Origin of the sequence: Lacicoccus alkaliphilus DSM 16010 (assembly GCF_900142805.1) — a bacterium.
Classification (GTDB): Bacteria; Bacillota; Bacilli; order Staphylococcales; family Salinicoccaceae; genus Lacicoccus; species Lacicoccus alkaliphilus.
On sequence record NZ_FRCF01000002.1, the window covers coordinates 714876 to 727399 of the forward strand.

Consider the following 12524-nt stretch of genomic DNA (forward strand, 5'->3'; position numbering starts at 1 on the left):
TTATCGCAAGTTAATTGTGAACTATTTCCAAGTATTATACAAAATATTAATCTGAATATTTCATTCATCTTCAGGCGCATCAAATTCATTCAGCACTTGCTTGATGCTGTCCATGGATGCATTCACTTCATTTACGTAACCGCTGGCTTCCGGCGAATTATGGATGCCTTCTTTGATGTGCCTTGCTTCGGCGGAGTCATACGGCAGGAAACTGCTGCCGATTTCGATATCTATGATGCCCTCTTCCTCCGGGCCGATCGCTTCCCTCATCCCGACGTAATGGTTCATCTTCTCCCCGAAATCACGGTAGTCGGCGACAATCTCCTGACCGTCGTTCATGAGGATATGAATCCTCGTCATGGAGTTCTCGGAAGGCCGGTAGTAGATCTCCGAAATGCCGGCCAGAATATCCGGTTCGATATCATTCAGGTTGGCAACAAGCCTGTCCATCTCTTCACCCTCGAAGTAGTGGATCAGAGGCCCGGCAGACGGGGTGACCTGATAGCCTCTCAGTATGCGTGCATTTTCAAGCAGCGGGTTGTAGCTGCCTTCATTTTCCACATAACCTACTGCACGGTGCTCGCGCAGGGTCACATTCACATCGTTCCACCATTCCCTTTCGACATCGACCTCCACTATGATGGGCAGGAGTCCGATGTTCTCTTCCGCCGTGCCGGTGCTGATGCTGTACATCTTATCCCCCGTCCCGAAACCGAGGCGGCTTTTTATTTCTTCCTCGGTAATGATATCGTTGCCGCTTATATTGATCTGTTTCAAATCACTCGCATCGGTGAACACATACCAGAACAGTGTGCCCGACAGTATAAGGAACAACAGGGCCGCTATGATTATATACTTTGGAATCGACAGGATGTTTTCTTTCAATGCTGTAAATTTGGTATGGCGTCGCGGCTGCTTCTCCTTTTTCGGCTTCGAGGGTGGTTTCACCGCGGGACTGCGCCCGGAGGTTTCCTCCACCTGTTCCGGAAGCGGTTCTCCTTTTGCTCCCGGCTCATCGGCCTCTTCTTTGCCCGGATGTTCTCCTCCACCTTCCTTTGTATAATCCGCAAGGATGCGCGGCCCCTCTTCTGAGGCTCCCTCATCTTCTTGTTTTAAGGGTGGCGACTCAGGCTTGATGGGCTCCGTTTCTTGTTCTGATGCAGGCGCTTCTGCCGTTCCTACATCTTCTTTATTGAAATATGGGGACCCAAGCGCTTCAGGCTTGACGGGTTCCGTTTCGTCTGCCGGCACTGCGCCCGATCGTCCTTCCCCGCCCTCTTTTGTATAGTCCGCAATGATGCGCGGGCCATCCTCCTCCGGCGCTTCACTCCGGTTTTCTTTTTTTAAGGTTGAGAAATCCTGCACTTTCGGTTTGATGGGCCCGGCCTCTTCCTGTGCCAGGTCCCCCGCCTCACGAGAGCCATAGAGACGTGATTCGATTGAAGTTTTCTGACCATCGTTGCGGCTGGATTCAAGTTTCTTCCTTAATTTTGATACTTCTTCATTATCCTTCATGTGCCATGGCTCACCGCCTGTCATCGAATTTTATGAAAACCTTCTTTGAAATGATTGCCCCTCGCTTCATAATCCTTGTACTGATCCCAGCTGGCACATGCCGGGGAGAACAATACAACATCGCCGGGAGCAGCTATACCGGCTGCGATTCCCGCTGCCTCGCAAGGATCTCCGGCCATAGTCGCCTCCACATTCAGGGTGCGTGCCCAGTCAGTGAACTTCTCTTTCGTTTCTCCGTAGGCCACCAGATGTTTCACATGACGGGTGTATTCCGCCAGTTCCCCGAATGTCTGTCCCCGATCGAGACCGCCCGCAATCCATACGGTCGGCATTTCAAAGCTTCGCAGGGCAAAAGAAGTGGCCAGGTTGTTCGTCGCTTTTGAATCATTGTAGTACTTGACACCGTTGATGTCTCCAAGATATTCCATACGGTGCGGTATGCCGCCGAATGACTTCAATGTCTTTATGACTGCATCTTTTCCAACACCGAATCCGTCCACCGCCATAATGGATGCAAGTATGTTTTCATGGTTGTGGCTGCCCTTAAGAAGGACCTCGTCAAGTCCGATCAGACGCTCATCTTTCCAGTATATGCTCCCGTCCTTGATGCACACTTCAGAGTGGCTGTCGTTGAAGAATTTCAATTCCGCCCGGACGTCCTGCTGTACAAGCATATCCTTCTGGGCACCGTTGAATATGACGGTGTCTTCTTCTGTCAGGTGCTTCATCAGTGAAAGTTTAGCCGCCACGTACTCCTGTTTATCCGAATGGTAATCCAGATGGGCTTCGTATATGTTCGTGAATAAAGCGATATCGGGCTTGAAGGCATCCACGCCCATCAGCTGGAAGGATGAAAGTTCCATTACAAGGATGTTGTCGGAATCCGCTTCATAAGCTGCTTCGCTCGCCGGATAACCGATATTGCCGCACAAAATCGGCTTTTTACCGTCATTTTTCAACATCTCACCAATCAGATGGGTGACTGTCGTCTTGCCGTTTGTACCGGTGATGCCTATGATGGGGGCCTTGGTGAGCGCCCCTGTCAGTTCGACTTCCGTTATGATCGGCACGCCTCTTTTTTGGGCTTCTTTTATGAAATCTATTGTATAAGGGATGCCCGGATTCTTGATGATGAGATCCGCGTCATTCAAAAGGCTGACGGGATGATGGCCGTCGACGATCTCCACGCCCCGGCCTTCCAGCATCTTCCTTGCTTCTTCATCTGCGAACACTTCATTAGTGGTGAGTGTGACATCGGCACCGAAGTGGAGCATCATGCTGACAGCACTTTTACCGCTTCTCCCGTAGCCGAGTACGATGACTTTCTGGCCTGAATAGTTGTTAGGGGTCATTTACATCCCTCCAAGCAGGATGCCGATAATGCCAGCGATGGCCCCTGCGGCCCAGAAAACGCCGACGATCTTCCACTCACTCCATCCGACGAGTTCAAAATGGTGGTGGATCGGGCTCATCCTGAAGATTCTTCTGCCCGTGATTTTGAAAGATGCCACCTGCAGTATGACGGATGCCGTTTCTATGACGAAGACGAGCCCGATGATCAGCAGCAGGAGACTGTTGTTGATCATGATCGATACGATCCCGATCAAGCCGCCGAGTGCCAGCGACCCGGTGTCTCCCATGAATAATTTTGCAGGGTATTTATTGTAGATCAGGAATCCTATCAGCGCACCGATGATGATGGCAAGGAATGTTGCGAGTTCATATTCATGATACATGGACGCGAGTGTTAGGAAGGCGCCGAACGCTATGATGGACAAACCTGTCGCAAGTCCGTCCAGTCCATCGGTCAGATTCACTGCATTGCTGAATCCGACCAGCCAGAAGATGATCCATAGTATGAAGGCATAGCCGAGAGGAATCGCCCAATCCGTACCCGGTATGTGGATACTGTTGGTGATATCCGGAATCCAGTTGATCATTATGATGTATACAATGATTGAGACAAGGATTTGGGCCGTGAATTTCTGTTTTGTCGTGAGGCCCGTATTATCCTTTTTGACCACGATGATATAGTCATCGATGAAGCCGATCAGGCCGAATCCGAGTGTGACTATGATCAACACCAGCATCTTATATATGTCATCGACAAAGAACAATGCGATCAGAGCAAGGAATATTGCCGGCAAAAGGAAGGTCAGGCCGCCCATCGTCGGCGTCCCCGTCTTTGCCTGGTGGGACTCAGGCCCCTCCTCACGGATGGACTGGCCAAATTTCAAACGTTTCAATAATGGGATGGTCACCGGTACTAAGATTGCCGTCATGGTGAATGCCAGCAATAAAAATATTAAATTCATCATATCCTCCTAATCATTTGGATCCATCGATTTCAGGGTGAGGTCAATTTCATGGCCCGCTTCCATCAGGCGGCCGGCCTCGAGGGACTGGCCGCTGACATACCCTTCACCTTCGATATTTACAGTCACATCTGTGAACTCTCCAAAAATAATCGCTTCGCGTTTTGATAAGCCTGTCAGATCAGGCATAGTCGCTTCGCCGTCCGTCTTAATGAAGAAAGTGTCGTACGGGAGCAGTGTATCATTTTTCGGGTAGTGGTCTGCCACCTCACTGCCTTCGCCGACCACCACCTTGCGGATGGTCTCCTTCTCCGGCAGCAGGTCGTCCACCGGGGCACCTGTATAATCTTCGACAACAACGGTTTCAGCCTTGGAATCACCGCTCCCTCCGCCGACTTCCAGATACTTGAGCGTGCGTTCCATCAGCGGGTTGAATCCGTGCATGACACCGTAGTCCCATGTATCCGCCTTGTTTTTGGATGCAAGCTTGATGCCGTAATAAATGATCACTTCCGGATCTTCCTCGGGTGCATATCCTATGAAGGACGTGAGGAATTCATACGGTCCATCCATGTATCCGCCGCCGTCGGGGTCGATGACCTGGGCCGTCCCCGATTTCCCGGCCACTTCGTATTCTTCCAGCTGATACTGGGGGTTCCTGTCCATCGAGCCGCCCACGAAGGTGTTGATCTCTTCCTGGGTTTTTTGTGCCGCTTCGGGGCTGATGACTTCCCTCACCACAGATTCACCGCCCTGATACAGGACTTCGTCCGTGTTCGGATCCGTTATGGAATCAATCACGTAAGGTTTTTTCATCTGCCCGTCGTTCAAGATGGCTGTCATCCCCTGGATCATCTGGATCGGGGTGACAGTGGAAGTCTGACCGAACGATGTCGTTTTACGCTGCAGTTCCTCATCCCATGCGATGACGCCCGATACTTCACCCGGAAACTCCGACTCCGTCGAAGTTCCGAAACCGAAATCTTTGTAATATTGGAGCATCCTTTCCTGGCCGACCCGGTCCTGAAGAATCATCATCAGAGCATTGGAGGAATACTGCATACCTTCATTATAAGTGATGTTCCCCCACCCTTCGGGCTCCCAGTCATAGATCGTATGACCGCCGACATCAAAGGCGCCTGATTCAAAGGTCGCATTCGGATCATATTCTCCGGCATCGATCGCCGCTGCCAGACTGAAAACCTTGAATGTCGAACCCGGTTCAAAGGAATACTGGTACAGCATATTCAGCCAGCTGTTGCCGAATCCCTCCCGGGTCCTTGGATTGAAGGAAGGCCTCTGTCCGTACCCGAGTATCTCGCCTGATTCAGCATCGGCCACAACCGCAAATAATTCTTCGGGTTCAAAGTGGTCCTCCATCGTGTCCAGGGAATCTTCCAGGTACAACTGGATATTGGAATCGATCGTAAGCTGAATATCCGCCCCATCTTCAGGTGCTTTCACCTCGTTCTGCGTATTCGGCACGATGTACCCCCAAATATCCTGCGTATAGCCCGTGGAGCCCGCTTCGCCCGCCAATTCTTCATCGTAGGCACGTTCAAGCCCCATCTGACCTGAAAGCTCACCCGATTCCTCATCCTGTTCGGCAAAACCGACCAGGTGGGAGGCAAAGTTGCCATTCGGATAAAATCTTTTAGTTTCAGAAACGAAATACAGTCCGCTGACTTCCAAATCTTCATCCTGCTGAGCTGCTTCCAACGCCTGTTTCTCATTATATGAAATGTCTCTGCCCGCACGGCCGAGTTCCACCTGGAAGCGTTCGTCCTCCATCCCTTTTTCAATGCGTTCGGTGACTTCCTCTTCATCAATATCCAGCACTTCATTCAAGAGGGAGGCCACTTCTTCGACATTCGCAACATGATTGGGATATTCATCATCGATGATCAGCGCCACACGGTAAGCTTCCATATCACTTGCCAGTACGTTGCCATCCCGGTCGGTTATGTCACCGCGCTCTGCGTTGTTCACAGCCGTCCTTGTGAATTTATCATCGCCATGGGCGATCAGATCTTCGTCATCGAGGGATTTACCTATCATCAGATAGGAAAATTGCCAAAATATCAAAAGAAAAAGCACTCCTATACCTAAATATATAAGGAGCGCACCCAGGGAAAAAGATGTAGTTCTATTCATAAACTTTACTTTAATTTTCGCCATGTCTTTCAACAACCTTTACATTGCCATTGTCCAGTTCCAGACCGAGCTCACCAGCTTTCTCGTAAATTCTATCATAGGATGCCAAATGTGTCACTTCCGTATTCAGCTCGTCGATTTCACCATTTGTCGTGGCGATTTCATTTTCGATGTTCGTGATTTCACTTTGCAGCTGGTATGCTTCCATCCGTAGCGATAATACAACAACTGCGGTAAGGGCAATGACAAACATCAACACCAGGTAAATCATCGTCTCAGTCCTTCTTAAACCGACGATCTTACGTTTGGTGCGCGTTCCCCTGCCGGAGTCCCTCTGTCTCTCTTCAAAGTTTTTAGTCTCAGGTGCCACCTGTCTGTATCTTTCAACTGCCATGCTATCACATCCTATTTTTGTTTCTCTGCAATCCGTAGTTTCGCACTTCTGGCTCTGGGATTGGTCTCCAGTTCTTCTTCATTTGCAAGGATCGGTTTACGGTTCACCCTTTTAAGGATCGGCTGATACTCTTCAGGAATGACGGGCAGGTTCCTGGGCAGATCCGGCCCTTTTTCGTATTCCACGAACATCTGCTTGCATATGCGGTCTTCCAATGAATGGAAAGTGATGACCGACACCCTCCCGTTTTTGTTCAACAGTCCGATTGCGGCTTCCAGCGACCGTTCAAAGACTCCAAGTTCATCATTTACCGCTATGCGGAGTGCCTGGAACACCCTTTTTGCCGGATGGCCTCCTGTGCGCCTGAATTTGTGGGGGATTTGTGATTTGATGATCTCAGTCAGTTCGGTTGTCGTCCTGATGTCCTGTTCTTTTCTTTTCCTTTCAATCTCCCTTGCTATCTTCTTCGAGAATTTCTCCTCGCCGTATCTGAAGAATATGCTCACAAGTGCTTCATATGAATATGTATTCACGATCTCGTACGCATCCAGGGATTGGGATTGATCCATCCTCATATCAAGCCTTGCCTCTTTTGAATGGGAAAAACCTCTTTCGGTGATGTCGAGCTGTGGGCTGGACACCCCGAGATCGTACATGATGCCGTCGATGCCATGGATGTTCAATTCTTCAAGTTCAGCCTTTAAATTTTCAAAATTACTGTGTACAAGTATCAGTCTTGGATCAGCCTTGAATTTCTCACGCGCATGGTTTATCGAATAAATATCCTGATCGAATGCGATCACTTTCCCGGTCGTGACTTTTCCGAGCAGATATTCGGTATGACCGCCGCCGCCCAGGGTCGCATCCACGTATACACCGTCCTCACGTACACCCAGACCGTCCACCGTTTCTTTTAATAATACCGTGTCATGTGTGAACACATCGTCACATCCTATAAATCAAAGTCGATTAAATCCTCAGCGATATCTTCAAAGTTTTCTTCAGAATCTATATAAAAATCGGTCCATTCAGCGGTATCCCAAATTTCAATACGGTTCGAAACACCTATTATCGTGCAATCTTTTTCCAGTCCGGCATAAGTGCGTAAGTTACGGGGGATGTTGATCCTCCCCTGCTTATCCACTTCGACGACTGTTGCACCGGAGAAAAACAGTCTCATGAACTTGCGGGCGTCGCGTTTCGTAAGTGACAGGCGCTTCATGCTCTCTTCAATTCGTGACCATTCATCTTCTGTATAGCCGAAGAGACATTTATCCAGCCCGCGGGTGATTATAAACTGATCTGATAACTCTCCGCGAAACTTGCTCGGAACAATCATCCGCCCTTTTGCATCCAGTTTATTGTTGTATTCCCCCATGAACATGGCCGTCACCTGCCTCTATTTATAAACTACCACATTCCACCACTTTTCACCACAATTTATAAAAATTCAGCATTATATTTCATGCATAATAAAAGGGCGGTTCTCCCTTACGGGAGAACCGCCCTTTTAAAGCCTGTCTCTACAGTGTTTTGACGATCACCAGATCAGTTGTGTATGAAAGTGGCGGGAAGCAACTGATGCCGGTCATATACTGCCACGGGTGATAGATGCGCTCATGCAGCGCGCCCCCGGGCAGCAGCCTTTCCTGTAGTTCTTTGACATCGCCCAGTTCCTTCCGCTTCTGCCGCTTCACTTCCGTCCTGTATCTGCGCTCCAGATAATCCAGCTGTTTAAGATGGTGCCTGAAGTTCGCCTCCACGATATCGGTCATGAATTCCTGGGAATTCAGGTCATGGAGGTCATCATAATGCTTTTTTGCACTTTCAGTGATTTCGTGGACTTTATTGACGAACTCAGGGTTGATATCATCCTGCACGACCGCATTTATATAGTCGTCTGCCTGCTGATGAAAGCCGGGACCGAAAAGCAGCTGGTATTTTGATGCCATCTTTTCAAGGCGGGAGGGCATATAGGCGAACTCCATGCGTTTTGAAACGATCGGCATATCTACATCCATCACCTTGAAGACTTCATGCAGCTCCCCCCAGTATTTCACTTCGGCGTTCCCGCCCAAAAAAACAAGCGTATTGAAAAGCATTTCCTGCATCAGCGGACGGGTGACGACATTGTTGCTGAACACTTCAGGGGAAGTTTCAAGCAGTTCAAGCAATTCTCCTTTTGTATACCGCACCCCGTCAGCGGTGAAATGCCCATCTTCATTTGATAAAAGGGTTCGTGATGTGGTTGAGCCGGTAAAGAGATGCACGTTCGTATCCGTCTGTATGACCGGCGGGATGCGGAGCGCTTCGGTGAAATCCTTCTGCCCCCGCATGAAAGCCTCATGGATGTCCCCGTGCGACTCTATCATGCGCCTGAACATCCCCTTTTCAAGCGCCCTCACCTCAGGGAGATGGCTGTTGAATATCAGCAGGCCTTCGTCTTTGAAGACATCATGCACGAGCGCATGGAAGAGCTCTGTCCAGTAGGTGTGCCGTTCGATCATCGTTTCGACTTTGCCCTTTAAAATGAGAAGGTCTTCCCTGTCCCCGCACAGCTCGATGATTTTATGCAACGTCTCCTTCATCACTTTTTTGTCATATTCATAGAACCCGATGCTCATATTGATGCGCAGATTCGGCTTATAAGTGACCTTCCTGCGCTTCCTGTGCATGCTGTCATAGACAAATGTATGGTTGACTTCTTCATAGTCATGGTCTTCCCCTGCGATCCAGAAGACGGGTACGGCATCATAATCATATTTTGCCTTCACGTCTTTGGCCACGATGATCACGGACATGATTTTATGGAGGATGTAGGCCGGGCTCATGAACAATCCCGCCTGCTGGCCGCCGATGACCACACGCCTGCCCCCGGCCAGCTGCTTCAAGTTCCGCTCCTGGGGTTCGGAGATGCCGTAGCGCTCCATATCATTCCGTATGAGGTCTGCAAGTGCGGCGGTATGACCGTGTGCCGGACGTCCAATCACTTCCTCCACACTCTTTTGATTGAGTGAAAGGTTTTGGTAGTATTTCAGTATATCCTCTTCCTGTTGATTGAATTTATCGATGAAATCATCTTTAGAGAAATTCATACATTCGATTTCCATGATTCTTCTCCTTTGTGACGGTAATTAATTAAAATTATAGATTTTTTCATTTCATAAAACAATTGAACTGTTCAGCAAATATAATATAATGAGGTGAAAGGAGCGAATGCTAATGTTTGAAATCAAGCGTTTACCGATCAATTACAAAACAGCTGAAGAATTCAAGAAATTCCGGGAATACGGCGCCCAGGAACTTCAGATGAAGGAAGAGCTGGAAGCCAATATGATCGATGCGGATACCGATTCACCCTTTTACGGCATCTATGTCGGGGAGAACCTCGCGGCCCGCATGTGTCTTTTGAAAAAGGAAGATACGGACCAGCCGATTTTCGAACCGCCCCATGATTATCTGGTCATCTGGAAACTTGAGGTATTGGAGAAGTACCGCGGCCGTGGACTTGGCACGGCGATGATCGATTATGTAAAAAAACAGGGCATGCCAATCAAGGCGATCAGCCGGCAAAATGCCCGGACTTTCTTCGAAAAACACGGCTTTGAAACATTGAAGTATGATATTGAGCGCGATCTTGCAGATGACGCTTACATCTGGTATCCGGAAGGTTACTCTTTAAAACAATAAAAAAGATGAGCAATCAGCTCATCTTTTTTTACTTGCTTACTACTTCTTCACCTTTGTAACTTCCGCATTCTTTACATACACGGTGTGAAAGTTTCATTTCACCGCAGTTTGAACATTCAACCATTCCCGGCACTGAAAGTTTGATGTGCGTACGGCGTTTATTTTTACGGCTTTTAGACGTTCTTCTTTTAGGTACTGCCATGATTAATCCTCCTTTTTTTCGTCACTATCCAGTAGTGCTTTTAATTTCCCAAGCCTGGGATCGACTTTCTCCGCACTTTCGTGCAGATGATCATCTTCATCGATGACCGTCCAGTCTTTCCCGCTTGCGGTCAGCTCTTCGCTTTTCGTATAAGCGTTTGGAAGGTTGACTATGATGAGCTCCCTGATTACAGGTTCCAAATCCAGCGTGTGAATGACGGGATGGACATTTTCTGCCAGATCATCCTCATCGTCGACCGTCTCATCGAATATTTCCATTGACTCGACGCTGACCGGGACTTGAATTTCTTCAGATGTTCGACTATCGAGCATGTTGATGATTGAATCAATACTGAGCTGTACATGAAATTGATCCCTCTGTACAAGCACTTCACCTTTGACATAGGCCGATTCCACAGAGACGACATCCCTGCGATCCGTTAAGTCATGAATATTGAGTTCACCATCAAATTCAACCGCTTCATCATTAAATTTTCTTAATTGAGACAGTGTCCATTTCATACTCTTCACCTCTTATTGAGCACAAAAAATATTGTACATTTTATGGGGATGTATGTCAAGTTATTTTCTTAACAGATTGTTTGCTACAATAAAGACCAAAGGGGGGATTTGATGTGCGTGTCACATCCTTGATCACAGAATATAATCCATTTCATAACGGGCATATTTATCATATAGAGGAAAGCCGTAAAGCCGCGCGGCCGGATGTCGTCATTGCAATCATGAGCGGCAACTTCACCCAGCGTGGAGAGGCTGCGGTCACCGATAAATTCATCCGTACGCGCCATGCACTCCGTCATGTCGACCTTGTTGCCGAAATGCCCCTGAAATCAACCATCAGTTACGCAGACGATTTCGCACTTGGCGGCGTGCATATTGCAGATCTTCTGCAGAGCACGCATCTCGTCTTCGGCAGCGAATCAGGTGACATCAATGCTTTGAAGCGGCTGCATGCCGAGACGAAAGACCACTTTGACAAGGGCCGGCTGTCCCGGCTCATCAAGCAGGGCTACAGCCACCCGCGGGCACTGGAGGCAATGATCGGAAACCCGGATGCCGGCGGCTCGAACAACATACTCGGCCTCAGTTACCTGAAAGCACTCGAGACGCTCGGAAGTCCCATCATTCCCATGACAATAAAAAGGCAGAGTAATCAGTACAATGACCGGACACTGTCGGAAGGTGCATTTTCGAGCGCCACCAGCCTCCGCTGCAGCATCATGAAAGGTGGGGCTGAAAATGCCAAACGATTCATGCCGCCCGATTTGGTTGAGGACATACTGCAGGCAGGGCCCGTGAGCAACGAACACTTCTTCAATGCCTTGAAATTGCTCATCACCCATCGCACGCCCGCTGAGCTCCGGGAAATCTATATGATGACCGAAGGCCTCGAGCACCGGCTGAAAACGATGATGCGCGGTGCGGATGATTATGATGAGTATATGCACCGCATTAAGACCAAACGTTACACATGGACACGCCTGAACCGTCTGATGGTCTGCATCCTCCTCAACATCGGATGGCGCGATATGGAAGACTATAGTATGAAGGACATCAATGCCGTCCGCATCCTCGGCATGAATTCAAAGGGCCGTGAATATTTAAGCACATTGAAGGATGAAGATGTTGAAATCATCACCAATGTCAACAAGAAGAATGCCCGTCATCTTTCAGATGAAATCATGGCGACCGACGTTTACAATATAGCCAGCGGTTCAAACCGCCACGATTTCAACACCCCAGTCATCATCGTGCGTTGAATTTCTCTTCAAGCAGGTTGGCAACATGCGGCGGCACCACATCTTCAATCTTGCCGCCGTACTTTGCCACTTCCTTCACAATGGAGGATGATATGAATGAATAATTGTTGTTCGTCATCATATAGATCGTTTCGATGTCACTGTCGAGCTTCCTGTTCATGCTCGTCAGCTGCATTTCATATTCGAAGTCGCTGACCGCACGCAGCCCCCTTACGATGGCCCCTGCCCCCACCTGATGGCAGAATTCAATCAACAGCCCGTTGAACTGCCTGACCTTCACATTCCCGAGGTGCTTTGTCACTTCCTCGATCATGTCCACCCTTTCGTCGGGCGTAAACAACCCTTCTTTGGAAGAATTCCTCAATACTGATATATAGATCTCATCAAACACTTTGCTCGCTCTTTCAATTATATCCAAATGCCCGTAAGTGATCGGATCGAAACTGCCCGGGCAGACCGCTATTCTTTTCATGG

Annotated in this window: 13 protein-coding genes; 2 read left to right on the forward strand and 11 right to left on the reverse strand. The window is 48.8% G+C overall.

Going from position 1 to position 12524, the window contains the following annotated elements:
- Positions 1-60 precede the first annotated feature (60 nt).
- From BUA12_RS03795 to bshC, 8 genes are all read right to left on the reverse strand, one after another.
- Positions 61-1515, reverse strand: a complete 1455-nt coding sequence (locus tag BUA12_RS03795; RefSeq protein WP_143146072.1) for a cell division protein FtsQ/DivIB — start codon at positions 1513-1515, stop codon at positions 61-63.
- 20 nt (positions 1516-1535) lie between these two features.
- On the reverse strand, positions 1536-2867 hold the full coding sequence (gene murD, locus BUA12_RS03800; protein WP_072708451.1) for a UDP-N-acetylmuramoyl-L-alanine--D-glutamate ligase: 1332 nt from the start codon (positions 2865-2867) through the stop codon (positions 1536-1538).
- On the reverse strand, positions 2868-3830 hold the full coding sequence (gene mraY / locus BUA12_RS03805; protein WP_072708453.1) for a phospho-N-acetylmuramoyl-pentapeptide-transferase: 963 nt from the start codon (positions 3828-3830) through the stop codon (positions 2868-2870).
- Positions 3831-3839: 9 nt separating this feature from the next.
- Positions 3840-5915, reverse strand: coding sequence for a penicillin-binding protein (locus BUA12_RS03810; RefSeq protein ID WP_245772736.1), 2076 nt, complete (start codon positions 5913-5915; stop codon positions 3840-3842).
- Positions 5916-5994: 79 nt separating this feature from the next.
- The gene (gene ftsL / locus BUA12_RS03815) at positions 5995-6378 is read right to left on the reverse strand and encodes a cell division protein FtsL (RefSeq protein WP_072708457.1); all 384 of its coding nucleotides are present in this window, start codon (positions 6376-6378) and stop codon (positions 5995-5997) included.
- 11 nt (positions 6379-6389) lie between these two features.
- Complete coding sequence (gene rsmH, locus BUA12_RS03820; protein ID WP_072708459.1) at positions 6390-7319, reverse strand: 16S rRNA (cytosine(1402)-N(4))-methyltransferase RsmH; 930 nt, start codon at positions 7317-7319, stop codon at positions 6390-6392.
- A gap of 11 nt (positions 7320-7330) precedes the next feature.
- A complete protein-coding gene (gene mraZ / locus BUA12_RS03825) occupies positions 7331-7762 on the reverse strand; it encodes a division/cell wall cluster transcriptional repressor MraZ (RefSeq protein WP_072708460.1) in 432 nt (143 codons plus the stop codon).
- A gap of 139 nt (positions 7763-7901) precedes the next feature.
- On the reverse strand, positions 7902-9488 hold the full coding sequence (bshC, locus tag BUA12_RS03830; RefSeq protein WP_072708462.1) for a bacillithiol biosynthesis cysteine-adding enzyme BshC: 1587 nt from the start codon (positions 9486-9488) through the stop codon (positions 7902-7904).
- A 112-nt stretch (positions 9489-9600) separates the two neighbouring features.
- On the opposite strand from bshC, the gene BUA12_RS03835 reads away from it, so the two are divergent.
- Complete coding sequence (locus BUA12_RS03835) at positions 9601-10068, forward strand: N-acetyltransferase (protein ID WP_084669877.1); 468 nt, start codon at positions 9601-9603, stop codon at positions 10066-10068.
- A gap of 28 nt (positions 10069-10096) precedes the next feature.
- On the opposite strand, the gene rpmF is transcribed toward BUA12_RS03835, so the two are convergent.
- Positions 10097-10270: a 50S ribosomal protein L32 gene (rpmF, locus tag BUA12_RS03840; protein ID WP_072708466.1), complete on the reverse strand. Its 174-nt coding sequence runs from the start codon at positions 10268-10270 to the stop codon at positions 10097-10099.
- A gap of 2 nt (positions 10271-10272) precedes the next feature.
- The gene (locus BUA12_RS03845) at positions 10273-10791 is read right to left on the reverse strand and encodes a YceD family protein (protein WP_072708469.1); all 519 of its coding nucleotides are present in this window, start codon (positions 10789-10791) and stop codon (positions 10273-10275) included.
- A 113-nt stretch (positions 10792-10904) separates the two neighbouring features.
- Here BUA12_RS03845 and BUA12_RS03850 point away from each other — a divergent pair, with 113 nt between their 5' ends.
- On the forward strand, positions 10905-12050 hold the full coding sequence (locus tag BUA12_RS03850; RefSeq protein ID WP_072708471.1) for a nucleotidyltransferase: 1146 nt from the start codon (positions 10905-10907) through the stop codon (positions 12048-12050).
- Here the strand turns inward: BUA12_RS03850 and coaD are convergent.
- On the reverse strand, positions 12037-12522 hold the full coding sequence (gene coaD / locus BUA12_RS03855) for a pantetheine-phosphate adenylyltransferase (protein ID WP_072708473.1): 486 nt from the start codon (positions 12520-12522) through the stop codon (positions 12037-12039). The two genes, BUA12_RS03850 and coaD, sit on opposite strands and share 14 nt — an antisense overlap.
- Positions 12523-12524 lie beyond the last annotated feature (2 nt).

Excerpts from the sequence above, each read along its gene's own strand:
- mraY (WP_072708453.1), bottom strand. The coding sequence starts at position 3,830 with ATGAATTTAATATTTTTATTGCTGGCATTCACCATGACGGCAATCTTA.
- coaD (WP_072708473.1), bottom strand. The coding sequence starts at position 12,522 with ATGAAAAGAATAGCGGTCTGCCCGGGCAGTTTCGATCCGATCACTTAC.
- ftsL (WP_072708457.1), bottom strand. The coding sequence starts at position 6,378 with ATGGCAGTTGAAAGATACAGACAGGTGGCACCTGAGACTAAAAACTTT.
- BUA12_RS03845 (WP_072708469.1), bottom strand. The coding sequence starts at position 10,791 with ATGAAATGGACACTGTCTCAATTAAGAAAATTTAATGATGAAGCGGTT.
- bshC (WP_072708462.1), bottom strand. The coding sequence starts at position 9,488 with ATGGAAATCGAATGTATGAATTTCTCTAAAGATGATTTCATCGATAAA.
- mraZ (WP_072708460.1), bottom strand. The coding sequence starts at position 7,762 with ATGTTCATGGGGGAATACAACAATAAACTGGATGCAAAAGGGCGGATG.
- BUA12_RS03835 (WP_084669877.1), top strand. The coding sequence starts at position 9,601 with ATGTTTGAAATCAAGCGTTTACCGATCAATTACAAAACAGCTGAAGAA.
- BUA12_RS03795 (WP_143146072.1), bottom strand. The coding sequence starts at position 1,515 with ATGAAGGATAATGAAGAAGTATCAAAATTAAGGAAGAAACTTGAATCC.
- murD (WP_072708451.1), bottom strand. The coding sequence starts at position 2,867 with ATGACCCCTAACAACTATTCAGGCCAGAAAGTCATCGTACTCGGCTAC.
- rpmF (WP_072708466.1), bottom strand. The coding sequence starts at position 10,270 with ATGGCAGTACCTAAAAGAAGAACGTCTAAAAGCCGTAAAAATAAACGC.